Source organism: Dehalococcoidia bacterium (genome assembly GCA_021295915.1).
Taxonomy (GTDB): domain Bacteria; phylum Chloroflexota; class Dehalococcoidia; order Lucifugimonadales; family UBA1123; genus VXRN01.
Window position 1 is genome coordinate 24,805 of sequence record JAGWBK010000006.1, and the last position, 16,334, is coordinate 41,138.

Below are 16,334 nucleotides of genomic sequence, written 5' to 3' on the forward strand. Positions count from 1 at the left end.
CTTGGTTTAACTTTAGTGCCTCTGAATACTTAGGCTTTAATAGGAGTTCAAACAGAACTTCGGGAGCGAGTATTCAATGAAACTCAGTTCAGGGCCTAAGGTTTACCTCGTCACCAGACCCTCCGTGGACTGGGAGCAGATAGCAGCCTTTCTGCTGGACGAAGAGCTGCCTCCTATTCCCGACAGTATCCGCGCCGGTCAATCGGAGGCGGAGGCGATAATCGAGGTGTCGGCTCGACTCTGCTACATGAGCTTTGGTCGGGGTCGCAGAGACATCGCTGACTTCATATACAACCTTCTCAACTCCAAAGATGGCTCTGTGTTCGAGCACGTCAACTATGGTTTCGTGTTCACCGGGGTCTCCCGCAGCCTCACCCATGAGCTGGTCAGGCACCGGGCGGGATTCGCCTACAGCCAGAGGTCTCAGCGGTATGTCGACGAGACCGAGGGATCGTTCGTAGTCCCTCCCGCGCTCGCAGGTGAGAACGGCGCGGGGGAAGAGGCCCGTGCCGTCCTGGAAGAGGCGCTGGAGTCGGCGTCGGACAGTTACGTCAAGCTGGTGGAAGAGCTTGAGTCCGTCCTCCCGAGAGACAGGTTTGAGTACAACACCGACCGTCGGAAGGCCATCCGACAGGCGGCACGGGCCGTGCTTCCAAACGCCACGGAAACCAAGATATTCGTCACCGGAAACGTTCGTGCCTGGAGACACTTCATCGAGATGCGGGCTGCGACTTTCGCCGACTGGGAGATTCGATCACTCGCCCTCCAGGTTCTTGAACTCCTGAAGGAGGAGTCTCCTCTGATGTTTGGGGACTTTGAGATAGAAGACCTGCCTGACGGGACTCGAATAGCCGCGCCAAAGTACTCCAAGGTGTGATCAGGCGTCGGGGGCGGTTCGTGAACCGCCCCTACGTGTAGCATCAACGTTGTCCTTCGTAACCCGTTTGCGTTGACGCCTACTTAGTCCGTTGCTACACTCGCTGCATTCTTGACCCTGGACTGACTATGAAATTCGGGATTTTCTACGAGCACCAGATCCCTCGACCATGGCACGACGGTGACGAACACCGGCTGTTCAAGGAGGCCCTCGACCAGGTCGAACTGGCCGACCGGCTGGGCATCGACTACGTTTGGGAGGTCGAGCACCACTTTCTCGAGGAGTACTCTCACTCGTCTGCGCCCGAAGTGTTCCTGGCCGCGTGCAGCCAGAGAACGACCCAGATCAGGCTTGGGCACGGCATAGTCCTAATGCCTCCGGACTTCAACCACCCGGCGCGAGTCGCAGAGCGAATCGCGACGCTCGACCTTGTGAGCGATGGCCGCGTCGACTGGGGCACCGGAGAGGCCAGTTCCCGCCAGGAGCTGGAGGGGTTCGGTATCGACCCTCAGCAGAAGCGGGACATGTGGATGGAGTCGGTCCGGGAGACCGCCAGGATGATGGCGACCGATCCCTATCCCGGCTACAAGGGCGACTACTTCTCGATGCCGCACAGGAGTGTCGTACCCAAGCCGTTACAGCGACCGCATCCTCCGATATGGGTTGCCTGCTCAAACCGCGAGACTATTAAGCTCGCAGCAGAGCTTGGGCTCGGGGCACTGACTTTCGCATTCGTCGATGCTGAAGAGGCCAAACACTGGGTGGACGAGTACTACGACACGTTCAAGTCTGCGTGCCACCCGCTTGGCTTAGATGTCAATCCGAATATCGCGATCGTTACGGGATTCATGTGTCACGAGGACAGCGATACTGCAGTAGATCGTGGACTCGAAGGGTTCCAGTTCTTCGGGTACGCCCTCAGCCACTACTACCAGACCGGGACGCACGTTCCAGGCAGGTTCGACATCTGGGAAGACTTCGTCGCCAATGGACCGAAGGAACGGGGTCCCACGGGCTGCATCGGAAACCCGGACGAGGTGCGAGACACGCTGCGCATTTACGAGGATGCCGGGGTAGACCAGGTCATATTCATCCAGCAGGGTGGACGAAACCGTCACGAGCACATCTGCGAGTCCCTTGAGCTATTCGCAAAGGAGGTCCTGCCGGACTTCAAGAGACGCGAGATGGACCGGCAGGCGGTCAAATCAAAAGAGCTCGCTCCCTACGTAAGTGCGGCGAGGAAGAGGATCGCAGAAATCGAAGAGATGAGAGATGTCCCCGCGGTCGAGTCGTACCCAGTCCTCATGGAGCGACTGGGTAAGCCGCAGAAACCTCAGAGCGAGAACGGCTCGTCCATATTCGACCGGCTTGGCGCGCAGCCGGGCGACTAAACACACCAGCATATAAAGAGGCACCAAATGTCCATTGATCAGCTTGAGTCGGTCATAGAACTCCTGACAAGTCGTGAGCGCCCTGAGAACCCCACGGTCGAGGACTCGCGGGATGGCTTTGAACGACTTGCTGCCCATGTGGGCGGAGACACCGAAGCTTCCGTTACCGAAGTCGACGCCAATGGTGTCCCAGGAGAGATGGTCAGGGCTCAGGGAGCAAATGGACAGGCTGTCACCCTGTACCTGCACGGTGGAGGGTACGTGATCGGTTCGCCAGCTACTCACCGCGAGTTCGCCAGCCGGCTCTCGAAGGAAACCGGTGGCGGCGTTCTCACAATCGACTACAGGCTTGCGCCTGAGGATCCGTTCCCGGCTCCTGTCGAGGACGCTGTCTCCGCATATTGCTGGCTGCTTGACCAGGGGCACGAACCTGGAGCGCTTTCGATTGGCGGGGACTCCGCTGGAGGCGGCCTTACTGCAGCCACACTGGTCAGCCTTCGCGATCAGGGGATACCGCTCCCCTCATGCGGTGTATGCCTCTCTCCGTGGGTTGACATGGAGGGCATCGGAGAGTCCATGACCAGCCGTGCAGGTGTCGACCCAATGGTCCAGAAAGAGGGTCTTGTGGCAATGGCCGGTGTTTACCTGGGCGGAGCAGACCCTCGTTCGCCGCTGGCCGCGCCAATGTATGCCGACCTTTCGGGGCTTCCTCCACTACTGATACAGGTCGGGACGCGGGAGACCCTGTACGATGATGCCACCAGGCTTGCTTACCTGGCGGCACAGGCTGAGGTGCAGGTCACGTTCGAGCCGTGGGCGGAGATGATCCACGTGTGGCATCTCTTCGCGCCGTTGCTCGATGAGGGCCAGCAGGCAATCGAACGAATCGGAGAATTCATCAGAGGCAGCATGCGCTGACGCTGGGGTACGAGTTGGCCCGATGTCGTCGCCAACATCCAGTAGAAGCCGAGCCCAATCGTTCTGGCTAACTTGGAGGCTGGCCATCCTTGGCACAGCGGCTGGCCTTCTTCTCCTGTAACTCCTGTATCGCGAATGGTGCGCTGTTTCCTTTCATCGTCGGCATTATTCTGGCGCAGTTGCTCCTTCCTATCGCCTAGGTTGGTCTACATTCGGTGGATTTACTGGCATAGCCGCGCTTCTGCTTCCCAAAGTTACTCCCATCTTCCATGAGCCGCATGAGTCTCTTGACACCCTTCCGAGCATCTACGAAGGAGCACCCGCAGGAATAGATGTATGGTCGATTCCCTTCAGCCTGCAGTTAGGGTCGCCCTCGTCTACATCGTCGTAAAGTTAAGCGAGATTGCAGGGTTGTGGGGTATGGTTGTAGGGGCACCACTGATCGCGGCGGTGCGTGATATGTTTCTATAGTTCCGTCGGGTGTGGAGTTCAGAACCGGCAAGACTGGCAGCCACCGGTTCGGAACTGCTTCCGAGTTCAGGTGGAGCCTCACACGGACCCGAACATGAGCGAGAGTCAGAGGAGCATGAACATGAAGTGGATTAGATACCAATACGGTGGAACAACGAGCTTTGGAATAGTCGAGAATGACAGTGTTGAAGAGGTGTCAGGAACACCATTTGGTCAACACGCCAGGACAGGACACACGTTTCCTCTTTCGGCTGTGCAGCTGCGAATCCCGTTCGTTCCCCTGACCTTTTACGCGGCTGGTGTCAACTACGAGGAGCACGTGCGTGAGGCCGCGGAATTGCTGGGTCGAGAGCCCGACCTTCCCGCGAAGGCCGATGTTGGCTACAGAGCAAACAACGCCCTGATCGCGCACGGCGAGCCAATCGTCATACCAGCCGATGCGACAGAGCAGGTGCAGTACGAGGGAGAGCTCGTGGTGGTCATTGGCAAGACGGTCAAGCACGTCTCAGAAGACGAGGCATTGGACTGCATACTCGGCTACACCATCGGGAACGATGTAAGCGAGCGAACTTGGCAGGCTGGAGATCGGACTCTGTGGCGCGCCAAGAATACGGACACGTTCAAGCCTATGGGGCCATGGATCGAGACTGATGTCGACCTCGACAGCCTCCAGACCACGGTACGCATCAACGGGGAGGTTGTGTCCCAGTTCGCCACTAACAGCATGATTTTTGGTGTAGCACACTATATTTCCGAGATGACTCGGTACCTGACCCTCTACCCGGGTGACATGGTCTGGATGGGCACGGACGGTGCTACGCAGAACATGAAGGCCGGAGACACCGTCGACGTCGAGATCGACGGTATTGGCACGCTCAGCAATCCCGTTGTCGCAGAGGAGTAGCTGGACGCCCAACTCACATTCCGTGAGTGTGGATTGTGTCTCCCGGTTCGGATAGTATTCACCACCAAGTGCGGAAAGCACTGGAGCACATTGATCACCTGGGGGAGATTACGATGGCGACCATTAACTCAGTACTGGGCCCGATGGACACTGCGGACCTTGGCTTCACGCTCTCCCACGAGCACGTGATTGTCACTTCGGCTGGCATCCAGTACGTCTATCCAGAATTTATCGACCGCGAGGGTACGATATCCCGTGGGATCGCCGACCTGAAGACCGCCTACTCCGAGGGAGTGCGCTCGATCATAGACGTTACTACGCTCGATCTCGGACGGGACATTCGCCTCATAGAACAGGTGTCACGGGAGTCGGGCGTCAACATCATCTGCGCCACAGGCACGTGGCGGGACATCCCCAGGGTGTTCTGGACGGCCAGCCCGGACGTCGTCGCGAGTCTGTATCAGCGGGAAATCGAAGAGGGCATAGAGGGAACGGGCATCAAGGCGGGAATCATCAAGGTCGCCAACGACATGGGCGGCGTTACCCCAGAAGGGGAGATCATTCTTCGCGCCGCCGCACGTGCTCAGAAAGCAACTGACGTGCCGATCTCGACCCACACATGGGCGCCGGAGCGCGTAGGTGAACAGCAGGTGCGGGTCTTCGAGGACGAGGGTGTCGACCTGAATCGCGTATACGTCGGTCACAGCAACGACACCACTGACACCGAGTATCTGATCGGCCTTTTCGAAAAGGGCGTGTGGATCGGCCTCGACAGGTATCCGGGGCGAAAAACCGAGCTGACTCCTGACTGGGAGGGCAGGACCGAGACCGCCTGGAAGCTGATTCAGGCCGGTTGGTCACGCCGGATCATGCTGGGGCACGACTGGTCTGTCACCCTGAGCATCGCGAGCCAGGAGATGCAGGAGCAGCGACGCCAGTACAATCCCGACAGCTACCTGTTCATTACGCGACGTGTCGTCCCACGGCTGAAGGAGTTGGGGGCGACGGATGAAGACATCAACAACATCTTCGTAGACAATCCCAGGCGATTCTTCGCAGGAGAGAGTTAACTGCAATGCAGCGGCCCCTTCTACTTTGGAGGTGTTCCAGGGAACACCTACCCGGAGCACCTCCTGCTACTACTATCCAATGCGCTACCTCCTTTCCAGGGACACTTCCAAAGGCTGTCAACCACCTCCACCCGGTTCCCTGACCGCCATTATAACCTCAGGAATACGGGTAGGAAAGCGGAGGCACGATACCCATGATCGGATACATGAATGGCGTCATCATCTGGACGGACAACCTGCCAAGACTGAGAGAGTTCTACTGCGACACTCTAGGCCTGCAGCCTCACTCGGACCGCGACTACTTCGTGTCATTCAAGTGGGGAGGTCTACGCTTCGCAATAGGCAGCCACGACGGCGTGCACGGTCAGGCTCGCGACTCCCTCAGGATCATGGTTAACTTCGACATCGAGCGCATTCATGACTTCCACAAGGAGATGACGGATAAGGGCGTAGAGTTCATCCGTGTCCCGGAGAAAGAGCATTGGGGCGGATGGGTGGCGTCCTTCAAGGACCCGGACGGCAATGTAATACAGGTCCTTGAACAGCCACCCGAGCGTAGAGGTCAGCAGATTCCAGGAGGCTGATTCAGCTTGCCATCTGTTACGTTGCACCCCTGCAAGGAACTGCGCTCTCAGTGCTTAGCTCAATGTTCAGTGGCCCTTCGACAGGCTAAGGTCGAACGAATGCGGGCGAGACGCCCGCGCTCCGAACCGTAGATGGGCAGCCGCACAAAGAACATCCTTCAGGTCCGCCCGTCAAGGCTCGGTTGCCGCGTGAAATCGAGCCAAATATAATGCCGCCAATCGACTCGGCCACTCGGCCGCCTTTCAATCGGAGTTGGACTCGACCCTACTTTGGGTCTCAACTGGCAACAGCAGCGGGAGGTCTCCCAAGAGGCCGCTCGACTTGGATACACGAGCATATGGACTCCGGAGGGCAATGGACAGGACTCGTTCCATCTTTGCGTGCAGCGCTGGCAGGCGACCACCGAGGTCGTCTCGGAAGGGCTCACTACGGGCATCGCCGTATCCCCGGTCATGTACCGCACTCCCCTATCGTTCGCGATGGAGGGCGGAACTGTCAGCGACATCACGGGCGGCAAGTTCATCATGGGCATCGGTTCTGGCGGCGCTTACAGACCTGCCGCACGTGCCCAGCTCGGCGTAGGAAGAATGTCCGCGCTGGCGCTTATGCGAGACTACGTTACCGTGGTACGCGCACTCGTCAATGGCGAGCGCGTCAATTACGAGGGTGAGACTACAACCCTGAAGGGTATGCGACTTGGTATGCGTCCATCGCCGGAAACTCCGGTGTACCTGGGCGCGCTCGGGCCCATGATGCTCGAGATGAGCGGAGAGCTCGCAGACGGCGCCAGCCTGAACTGGTGCACTCCTGAGCAGATAGCGTGGAGCCGGGAGCACATTGCCAAGGGCGCGAAGAAGGCCGGGCGCGACCCGTCCGAGATCAACGTCGCTGAGTACATCAGGATCTGCGTTGACGATGACGTGGACGCCGCAAGGATCGCCCTCGCCAAGGCCACTATGGGCTATGCCCTCGGAGCAACAGTTCCGACCGAACGTGAGCGCCAGCTGGGATACAGGGCGCATTTCGAACGGATGGGCTTCACTGACGAGTTGGCCGCCCTGGACGACATGCGCAGAAACGGCGCGTCGAACGACGAAGTGGCAGAGGCGTTCCCTGTCGAAATCCTGAACGCGGTTGGCTACTTCGGAAAGGCCGATGGGGCTGCAGCCGCCTTCAAGAGGCTCGCCGAAGGGCTGGACACGGCTATCGTTCGCGTAGTTGCCGCACGGCGTGGCGTGGACTCCACGCTGGCCGTCATGAACGCCTGCGCGCCGGATGCCGTGCGCGCAACCTAGTTCCCTACCCCACTGAGGAGGACCACCAATGGCAACAATTGGAAGCGGTGACCACACATTCGAGATCGTATCCGACTGGGCGAAACTGCCCGACGACTGGGACGCACCGATGGCGGCCGTCACCGTAGACTCTCAGGACAGGGTGTACGGTTTCAACCGTGGTGAAAGAGGTGTGATCGTATTCGATACTGACGGGAGCTACGTCAGTCACTGGGAAGACGCCGAGTTCGTATTCCCCCACGCAATCTATGCCGATCCGTCAGATAATATCTGGATCGTAGACCGGGACGCCGGGCAGGTGCTCAAGTACAGCACAGACGGCGAACTTCTGATGGCCATAGGTGAGAGAGGCTATCGCTCCGACACTGGTGCGGACAACTCGGTGCTCGGTTCCAATGGATGGGTAGACGTGACGCACGGCGGAGAGCCGTTCAATCTCCCTGCGGGTATCGCAGTTGCTCCAAATGGGGACATCTTCGTCGCAGACGGCTACGCCAACTGCCGCGTTCACAAGTTCACGGAATCAGGTGAGCACATCAAGAGCTGGGGCGATCCCGGAAGCGGCGCAGGACAGTTCAACCTGCCCCACGGAGTGTACGTCGATGCCAGTGGGCAGGTGCTCGTGGCCGACCGTGAGAACGACCGGGTACAGGTCTTCGACCAGGAAGGCGGATACATAAGCCAGTGGCCATCAGAGCTGATCGGTCCTGCCGTCGTCTGGATGGATTCCAGCGAGCGAGCGTACGTAGCTGAGCACAACGGGGGGTTCTTCAGCATCCTGGACAGCGCCGGAAACAGGCTGGCCCGTTGGGGCGGCCCGGAGTTCACGAGCTGTCACGGTGCTGCAGGGGACTCCGACGGGAACATCTACTTCGTGCAGCCGGAGGAAGGCAAGTCGGGCCGCCGGATAGTCAAGTACGTCCGCCAGTAAGGCCTGCAAATGCCCGACCTCATAAGTATCGGCGAGTGTATGATCGAGCTCTTCGCTGAAGAGCCGATTGAGACCGCCGACACATTCACGCGATCTCTGGCCGGTGACAGCTTCAATATCTGTGTCGCCGCCCAGCGGCTTGGTACCAGCACAGGATATGTGACGCGGCTGGGTGATGACCCGTTCGCCGACTACCTTCTTGGTACTTTCCAATCCCTTGGAATCGACACCAGCGGCGTCAAGAAAGTTGAAGGCTTCAACGCGGCGCACTTCGTCGCCCTCATGCCCGACGGGAACAGGGAGTTCGTCTACTACCGCGCAGGCAGCGCCCCCAGTACGCTTCAACCCGACGACCTCGACCCCGATTACATCGGTTCTGCCAAGGTGCTGCACTGCTCAGGAGTGGCGTTGGCGATTTCGGAATCCGCCAGAGCGACCGTCATGCGAGCGGCGCAGATCGCCAAAGAACGGGGGATCAAGGTCTCCTACGACCCCAACTACAGGCACCAGCTCTGGAGCACTGAGGACATGCGAAAAGCAGCCTCTGAGCTCCTTCCCTATGTCGACTACTTCCTGCCCAATGTGCCTGACGATTCTCAGGCTCTCATAGGTTCCGACGACCCGTACGAAGTCGTAGACCACTTCAGAGGCTTGGGAGTGCCTGTTGTCGCTGTTACACACGGTGAACATGGCGCTGTGATCGGTTGTGACGAAGGCATCTTCGACATACCCGCATATAGTCCTGACGGCCCAATCGACACTACGGGGGCAGGTGATGCCTTCAATGGTGGACTCATTCACGGCCTGCTCAACGGGCTGTCGGTTCCCGAAGCCGGCAGGCTCGGAACCTTAACCGCCGGATTGAAGCTCCGGGGCCGAGGAGCCCTGAGCGGCATGCCAACGATCGATGAAGTTGAAGCCATCATGGGAGAAAGCGCAGATGGCAACTGAAGAGCAGATCCAGTACACAATCGACAGTCTCGACCTCATCCCGCCCTGCCCTACATGCGGCATGCGCTACTGCCAGGGCGACTATGAGTGTCCACACTGTGGCGCAGACCTCGACGACAACCTCCGGCTCTGGGCTGAGACAGTGATCGACACAGTCGCCCAGCTCGGACAGAACGACACCGACTGACGACGTTTACGACACAAGCGATCAAGGGAGCTTACCGTGAGACTCGAGGGCAAAGTTGCATTCATAAGTGGCGGCGCGCGTGGTATGGGCGCGACAGAAGCCCAGATCTTCGCTCGTGAAGGGGCTAAGGTCGCCATCGGAGACGTCCTGGAAGAATGCTCCTTGGTCGCCCAGGAGATTATCGATGCGGGAGGCGACTGCTACTTCGTGCATCTCGATGTAACGAGTGAGTCGGAGTGGCAAGCCGCTATCAACAGGACAGTCGCCGAGTATGGCCGCCTCGACATCCTGGTCAACAACGCTGGAGTCAGCCAATGGGGCCTGGTACACGAGACCTCGGAAGCCGACTGGGACCACGTCATGGACATCAACGCAAAGGGCGTCTTTCTCGGTACGAAGTTTGCCATCCCGGCCATGATCGACTCCGGGGGCGGCTCCATAATCAACATATCGTCGCAGCTTGGAATCGTGGGCACAGAGATGTCGAGCGCCCAGTACCAGGCATCCAAGGGGGCAGTCAGGCTTCTTACCAAGACAACCGCAATGCAGTATGCCGAGCATGGCATTCGCTGCAATTCAGTACATCCGGGGCCGATCAACACACCAATGACCCAAGTTCGCCGAGGCGATCGTGGCAACTATGAGCAGATGATCTCACGCATTCCAATGGCTCGATATGGCGAGCCTGAGGAGATCGCCAACGGAGTCCTGTACCTCGCTTCAGATGAGTCGGGCTGGATGACCGGAAGCGAGCTCGTATTGGACGGCGGATGGACGGCGCAGTAACACCCACCAGGAGACAGTAATGCAGATCACCGACGTCAAGCACTTCCTAGCGAATCCGGGTCGCGGAAAGAATCTCTGCTTCGTGAAGGTAGAGACCGACGAGGGCATCTACGGCTGGGGGGAGGCTTACACGCAGTCTGACAGGGACGTGCAGGTAACGGCGCACATCGATCAGCTACGCAGGTATCTGATCGGGCGAGACCCGCGAAACATCAAGCACTTCCTTCAGTGGTCGTACGATGACTTCGCCGGGCGGCGCGGCGCGATGGACTTCTGGTGCGCGGTCAGTGGCATCGAGCACGCGCTATGGGACATCACCGGCAAGGCCGCGGGCATGCCTGTACACATGCTTATCGGAGGAGCCTGCAGGGACAAGATCAGGGTCTACGCCAATGGCTGGGGCGGAGGAAGCGGAGGGCCTGAGCAACTTGCGGAGCGTGCCCAGGAAGTCGTCGAAATGGGCTTCAGTGCCATGAAGTTCGACCCGATACCGGGCCCGTGGCGGACGTTCGTCAGCAAGGAGGTCGAAAATGCTGCCATCGAGAATGTGAGAGCCGTGCGCGAGGCAGTCGGCTGGGATGTGGACATTCTCATCGAGATGCACCGCAGGCTAGCCCCGATGCACGCCCGCAGGATCGGACGCGAGATCGAGCAGTACAGGCCGTTCTGGTACGAAGAACCCGTGCTGGCCGAGAACATAGACGCCCTCGCAGCCGTCAAGAGGGATGTGAACATCCCTATCGTCACGGGCGAGGAGCTATACACCAAGTTCGAGTTCCGCGAGGTCTTCGAAAAACAGGCAGCGGACATTCTCAACCCTGACGTCTGCAACGTAGGGGGAATACTGGAGCTCAAGGAGATTGCGGCGATGGCCGAGCCCTACTACGTCGTGGTCTCGCCACACAACTTCAACAGCACTACCCTCGGACTGGCAGCCACGATCCAGGTGTCCGCGGCCATCCCCAACTTCCTGATCACAGAGTACTTCGTGAACCTGGAGGACTTCGGCAGAGACATCGCGAAGCAGCCCTTCGAGGTCGAAAACGGGTACATCAGGGTACCTGACACTCCGGGAATCGGAATAGACATCGACGAGGACAGTCTCTCCAAGTACCCTTACAAGCCCTTCGACCCTCGTTCGCCGCTACAATACTACGAAGAAGGACCCTAGCCGGAAGTAAGTCATAAGGACCAGAGCCAGCGGGAGCGAGCAGTGTTCATCGGCGTAGTACTCGTAATTGTCGGAGTAGTACTGCTACTGGAGCGATTGGACATAATCGAAGGCGGTCTGGGGACCTACTGGCCGCTGCTACTTGTAGCGGTCGGAGTCGCGATGATATTCGACAGGCTGAGGGGCAGGCGCGGATAGGCGCTCAGTCGGACGAGGAGGCAGACCTGGCTGCGAGTCTGAGCACGCCGTAGCCAACCAGTCCAGCTACGAGCGACGCGGCAAGTATACCCATCTTCGCATTGTCGACGATCACATGGTCGTCAAAGGCCAGACCCGTGACGAAAATCGCCACGGTGAATCCAATCCCGCCCACCAGCGCCACACCTGTCACGTGCAGCCACGAAATACCTCTCGGTAGTTCGACGATGCCCAAACGAGAAGCCACGAACGGGAATAGAGTTATCCCAACGAGTTTCCCTAGTAAGAGCCCTGCAAATACACCAATGGTCACACTGCTTGATATAGCCTGACTGAAGCTGCCTTGGGAGAACTCGATTCCGGCGTTCGCAAGCGCAAATAAAGGTAGAATCACGTAGCTTGACCAGGGGTGGATAAGACGCTCCAGACGTTCCAGGGGCGCCTCGGTAGCCTGACTGATCTCCTCGACCTCCCCGAGAATGGCGTCTGCCCGCTCGTGGTCACCGGCGGCCATTGCGGTGCGATACTCGGCCAGTAGAGCTTCCGATTCGTTAGCAAACTCTTCCCTGCTGACCATGGACCTTGCCGGCGTGAGTCCGGCTATCAGCACCCCGGCAACGGTGGCATGGACACCTGACTTCAACACAGCAACCCAGATCAGGAACGCAAGTGCCGCAGTAACCACCGGCTGGCGCAAGCCCAGTCTATTGGCCAGGATCATGGCTGCTATCAGCCCGGCAGTCATCCCTAGCTGTCCGAAGTCGATGGTCTCCGTGTACGCTACCGCGATAACGGCGATGGCGCCCAGGTCGTCAACGACGGCGAGGCCCAGCATGAACACTCTGAGCTCCATAGGAATGCGCCGTCCGAGCAGCGCCAAAACACCAAGAGCAAAGGCGATGTCGGTTGCCATAGGGATTCCCCATCCCCGCATTCCTTCGCCTTCCAGGTTCAGAAGCAGGTAGATGGAGGCCGGCACGACCATGCCACCAATGGCGGCTATGGCAGGCAGAGCTGCAGATCTCAGCGTAGAAAGTTGCCCATACAGCACCTCGCGCTTGATCTCGAGCCCGATCACGAAGAAGAACAGCGCCATCAGACCGTCGTTGATCCACTCTTCGATGCTTAGGTCCACTGCGAAGAGTGTGACGTCGATGTGCAGGTGGATCTCGAGGATGTGATGGTATTCCTCGCGCCAGGGCGAGTTGGCCCACCCCAGGGCTACGACCGTGGCAATGAGAAGCACGATACCGCCGATTGACTCGGTGTACATGTACTTCTGAACGGGCAGAATGATCGCACGCGAAACGTACGACCGGTCGGCCTGAGCCCGCAGGGTTCCCCTGCTACGAGGAGGGACGTGCGCCATGGACGGTCGCTACTCCACGATCTGGAACGGGGGCATCATGTTCGGGATCACGACTTCAAGCAACACTGGCGCGTCAGCATTCAAGGCGACCTCAAGCATTTCGCCAAACCCCTCGGGGTCTGTGCTCATCCCGACGGCACCAAACGACTGCGCCAGTTGCACGAAGTCGGGATTGTGAAGGTCCGTGCCAATGAAGTTGCCGCCGTATCTGTGAGTCTGGTCCCACTCAGATGCGCCAAAAGCGTTGTTGTTGAACACTACGGCAACCGCGTTGATTCCATGCCTCATCGCCGAGGACAACTCCTGCGGGCTGTACATGAACCCGCCGTCACCGCAGAGCGCTATGACTTTCCTGTCAGGGCGACCCACCTGTGCGCCGAGGGCAGTCGGAAAGGCATATCCAAGCGTGCCAAAATACCCGGACGTAATGTAGGTCTGAGGCTCACGAACCTCGAAGAAGACGTTGCTCCAGTAACCAATGTTGGTCACGCCGCTGACGACTATGGCATCGTCAGGCAGCGCGGCGCGCATGTCCTCGATAATCTGCGCCTGAGGCGGAACCAGCGCCCTCATCCTGGATGCAAAGTCTGATCGGTACCCAGCGATCCTGTCGGCATCAGAAGGCCTCGGCTGGGAAGTTTCTCTGAGTTGGTCGAGCAGTTGTGCTGAGGCGGTCTTCGCGTCCGCCACGATGCCCAGCTCAGTCGGGAGATTGCGTCCGATTTCATCTGGGTCTATGTCGATGTGGATGATCCTCGGCATATCCCCGTCCGGCAACTCTCTGAAGAGCAGCCTCGTGCCGATCGCGAGGAGCACATCAGAATCGGGGAAAACAACGTCCGCAGGTCCAACACTCGCGTAGTTGGTGCCGACATAGAACGGGCTGCTTTCAGGGACGACGCCCTTGGAATCCTGTGTCCCCATCAGAGGAGCCTGGAGAAAATCAGCAATTTGCAGGGCCTCGTCACCGGCGCCAGAGATGCGGGCTCCTCCTCCAACCAATATGGCGGGGCGCTCGGCAGAGGCCAGGATGTCGGCGGCCTGTGCGATTTCATCTACCCCTGCCGCTTGAGGTGGGTACTCCTCTGCTGGAATCGTCTCTGCCTCGCCTGTTGCCGCAAGAGTGTCCGGAGGAATCTCCAACTCGACGGGTCTGGGCCTGCCAGTTCTTAGTTGCTTGAACGCCTCGTGAACGGCTCCTGGGACATCCTCGACTCGGGTCACTCGATGGACCCACTTCGTCAAGGGGCGGAACACGTCGAGCTGGTCTTCGACCTCATGAAGCTGGCCCTCGCGCCTGCCCAACGACTGGCTATCTATCTGGCCGGAGATAAGCAATACCGGCGTGGACGTTGCATACGCAGTACCGAGTCCAGAGCCAGCGTTGATCGCGCCCGGTCCTGGAACCGCCATGGCCACGCCGACCTTCCCAGTCGCCTTGGCGTAGCCGTCTGCCATGTAGGTCGTAGCCTGCTCGTGCCTGACGTGAACGAGACGAATGTCATCCTGGTACTCGTGGAAGGCGTCGAAGGCGGCCATGATCTGTACGCCGGGCAGAGCAAAGATGGTGTCGACTCCCTCGGCGATCAGCTGTCGCACAAGGGCCTGAGCGCCGGTGACTGTTGCCATTTGTGAGCCTCCCTAGTCGGCCTCTACGGGCATTGCCGCTTCCGGTCGCAGAGCTTCGGACACTCCTATCATGCTATCCCGTGTTACCAGTTCCACCAACTCATCCTCGGTCATGGCGTCGGTGCCCTCGGGACGGCGGGGAAGAACCAGGTAACGAAGGTCGGCGGTGCTGTCGACCACGCGGACCTGCACATCATCGTTCACTTCCAGCCCGAATTCGCTCATGACAGCGCGCGGTTCGACAACCACTCTCTGCCTGTATGCGAAGCTCTTGTACCAGTCCGGCGGCGGCCCAAGCAGGGAGGTCGGATAGCATGAACACAGGGTACAGACGACCAGGTGATGAACGTCTTCGGTGTTTTCCAACGCCGCGAGTTCGGCATCGTGAGTCAACGAGTAACCCATTTCGCCAACCGCCGAGCGAGCGTCGGCAAGAAGCCTGGACTTGAACTCGGGGTCGACCCAAGTTCTCGCTACTACTTTCGCGCCGTCCAGTGGCGATCTCGAACGCACGCGATTAACCTGTTCTTCAACTTCTCCGGCAGCGAGTACGCCCTTTTCTACGAGCAATTCATGGATCGCGATCGCCCGCTTTGCGCGGAAGCTTATTGACGTGTCAGGTTGTATTCCCTCGTGTTCACTTTCATCGTGATGGTCGTCGCTCATGCTATCCCCTCGGCTCCAGCCACTGCTCGTAGACATCCACAAGCAGCAGGTCTTTGCTGCCTTCATGATACCGCTCGCCCCACACCACGTCGGGGTCGAACTCGACCTGGTAGAGCAGGCGCTTAGGTACTCCATCGCCACCGTGAGCCCGCGACTCCGGGTTGAAAAAGGGGCCGCTGATTGCCCTGACGACCCCGGGCTTGCCCTTGATGAACCAAGGGGTGCGATGGTGATGGTCGACTTGGTCTGACCTGATTGTAACCAGGTCGCCCACATCGAACTGACCCGGTTCGGCTGAAAAGACTACTCCCATCGTTCGTCAACTTGTTCTACGCGAGAGTCTATTTCGCCTGTGGTCAGTATTCCCTTTTCCACTAGCAGCGTCTCCAGCGACGCCGACCAGCGCTCGTAGTATGTGGATTCCTTGTATTCGTCTGGAGCCATCGACTCGATGCCCCGTCTCAATTCATCCACATTCATCAGGTCGTGGTTACGGAGGGCGCCTATAAGAGCGTTGGTGAGGTGCTCCCAGTCTGCCCACTCGTGGGTGGACTGGTCGATGGGTTCTTCGCTGGGTCGTCCGCCCATGTCGTGAGCGCTGGTCATGTCGCTACTCATGCCCGACTGAGCTCAACGGGTTGACGGTCACGCGACTGAGCGTGACGTCCCCGGTGTTCCTGAACTGGTGCTCCCGGTCCGGTGGGACGAGCACGGCGTCTCCGGCCTTTATCGGGAATTCCTCTCCCTCGACCCACAGCACGCCTTCGCCCTCGACGATGTATGCCTGGTGCTCCCAGGGGTGAATGTGTTGGGCGCTGGTGCCTCCGGGAGGGTGCTGCACCCACAGCATTACGTAGTTGGGTACGCCGTCGTTGGGTCCGAGCACCGGGTTAGAGGCGCCATCAACGTTTTTGATTACGGGGTCCATCTGTTCT

At 59.0% G+C, this 16,334-nt stretch carries 19 protein-coding genes; 13 read left to right on the forward strand and 6 right to left on the reverse strand.

What is annotated here, in order from left to right; translation table 11 throughout:
- The first annotated feature begins 76 nt into the window (after positions 1-76).
- The 13 genes from thyX to J4G14_03170 all read left to right on the forward strand — a co-directional run bounded on the left by thyX (position 77) and on the right by J4G14_03170 (position 11,735).
- The gene (gene thyX / locus J4G14_03110; GenBank protein MCE2456786.1) at positions 77-877 is read left to right on the forward strand and encodes an FAD-dependent thymidylate synthase; all 801 of its coding nucleotides are present in this window, start codon (positions 77-79) and stop codon (positions 875-877) included.
- Positions 878-1,005: 128 nt separating this feature from the next.
- Positions 1,006-2,268, forward strand: a complete 1,263-nt coding sequence (locus tag J4G14_03115) for an LLM class flavin-dependent oxidoreductase (protein MCE2456787.1) — start codon at positions 1,006-1,008, stop codon at positions 2,266-2,268.
- 27 nt (positions 2,269-2,295) lie between these two features.
- Positions 2,296-3,186, forward strand: a complete 891-nt coding sequence (locus tag J4G14_03120) for an alpha/beta hydrolase (protein MCE2456788.1) — start codon at positions 2,296-2,298, stop codon at positions 3,184-3,186.
- A gap of 592 nt (positions 3,187-3,778) precedes the next feature.
- On the forward strand, positions 3,779-4,561 hold the full coding sequence (locus J4G14_03125; protein ID MCE2456789.1) for a fumarylacetoacetate hydrolase family protein: 783 nt from the start codon (positions 3,779-3,781) through the stop codon (positions 4,559-4,561).
- 113 nt (positions 4,562-4,674) lie between these two features.
- Complete coding sequence (locus J4G14_03130) at positions 4,675-5,631, forward strand: phosphotriesterase-related protein (GenBank protein ID MCE2456790.1); 957 nt, start codon at positions 4,675-4,677, stop codon at positions 5,629-5,631.
- 194 nt (positions 5,632-5,825) lie between these two features.
- On the forward strand, positions 5,826-6,215 hold the full coding sequence (locus J4G14_03135; protein ID MCE2456791.1) for a VOC family protein: 390 nt from the start codon (positions 5,826-5,828) through the stop codon (positions 6,213-6,215).
- A 270-nt stretch (positions 6,216-6,485) separates the two neighbouring features.
- Complete coding sequence (locus J4G14_03140; protein ID MCE2456792.1) at positions 6,486-7,511, forward strand: LLM class flavin-dependent oxidoreductase; 1,026 nt, start codon at positions 6,486-6,488, stop codon at positions 7,509-7,511.
- Between the two features lie 28 nt (positions 7,512-7,539).
- Positions 7,540-8,442 carry a hypothetical protein gene (locus tag J4G14_03145; protein MCE2456793.1) on the forward strand — a complete coding sequence of 301 codons (903 nt, stop codon included), beginning with the start codon at positions 7,540-7,542 and terminating at the stop codon, positions 8,440-8,442.
- A 9-nt stretch (positions 8,443-8,451) separates the two neighbouring features.
- Complete coding sequence (locus tag J4G14_03150; GenBank protein MCE2456794.1) at positions 8,452-9,393, forward strand: sugar kinase; 942 nt, start codon at positions 8,452-8,454, stop codon at positions 9,391-9,393.
- A complete protein-coding gene (locus J4G14_03155; protein ID MCE2456795.1) occupies positions 9,383-9,580 on the forward strand; it encodes a hypothetical protein in 198 nt (65 codons plus the stop codon). Before J4G14_03150 ends, J4G14_03155 begins: the two co-directional genes overlap by 11 nt.
- Before the next feature lie 36 nt (positions 9,581-9,616).
- A complete protein-coding gene (locus J4G14_03160) occupies positions 9,617-10,366 on the forward strand; it encodes a glucose 1-dehydrogenase (protein ID MCE2456796.1) in 750 nt (249 codons plus the stop codon).
- Between the two features lie 19 nt (positions 10,367-10,385).
- Entirely contained in the window at positions 10,386-11,537 is a 1,152-nt protein-coding gene (gene dgoD / locus J4G14_03165) for a galactonate dehydratase (protein ID MCE2456797.1), read from the forward strand.
- A 42-nt stretch (positions 11,538-11,579) separates the two neighbouring features.
- Complete coding sequence (locus tag J4G14_03170) at positions 11,580-11,735, forward strand: hypothetical protein (protein MCE2456798.1); 156 nt, start codon at positions 11,580-11,582, stop codon at positions 11,733-11,735.
- A gap of 4 nt (positions 11,736-11,739) precedes the next feature.
- Here J4G14_03170 and nhaA read toward each other — a convergent pair whose 3' ends face one another.
- The 6 genes from nhaA to J4G14_03200 are packed head-to-tail and all read right to left on the reverse strand — an operon-like array spanning position 11,740 to position 16,327.
- Positions 11,740-13,104, reverse strand: a complete 1,365-nt coding sequence (gene nhaA / locus J4G14_03175; protein MCE2456799.1) for a Na+/H+ antiporter NhaA — start codon at positions 13,102-13,104, stop codon at positions 11,740-11,742.
- Between the two features lie 9 nt (positions 13,105-13,113).
- Positions 13,114-14,733, reverse strand: coding sequence for a thiamine pyrophosphate-binding protein (locus tag J4G14_03180; protein ID MCE2456800.1), 1,620 nt, complete (start codon positions 14,731-14,733; stop codon positions 13,114-13,116).
- Positions 14,734-14,745: 12 nt separating this feature from the next.
- The gene (gene nthA, locus J4G14_03185; protein MCE2456801.1) at positions 14,746-15,399 is read right to left on the reverse strand and encodes a nitrile hydratase subunit alpha; all 654 of its coding nucleotides are present in this window, start codon (positions 15,397-15,399) and stop codon (positions 14,746-14,748) included.
- Position 15,400: 1 nt separating this feature from the next.
- Positions 15,401-15,712, reverse strand: a complete 312-nt coding sequence (locus J4G14_03190) for a nitrile hydratase subunit beta (protein ID MCE2456802.1) — start codon at positions 15,710-15,712, stop codon at positions 15,401-15,403.
- Positions 15,703-16,005, reverse strand: a complete 303-nt coding sequence (locus J4G14_03195; protein MCE2456803.1) for a nitrile hydratase subunit beta — start codon at positions 16,003-16,005, stop codon at positions 15,703-15,705. The genes J4G14_03190 and J4G14_03195 overlap by 10 nt, the downstream gene beginning before the upstream one ends.
- Positions 16,006-16,009: 4 nt before the next feature.
- Positions 16,010-16,327, reverse strand: coding sequence for a cupin domain-containing protein (locus J4G14_03200; protein MCE2456804.1), 318 nt, complete (start codon positions 16,325-16,327; stop codon positions 16,010-16,012).
- Between the last annotated feature and the right edge of the window lie 7 nt (positions 16,328-16,334).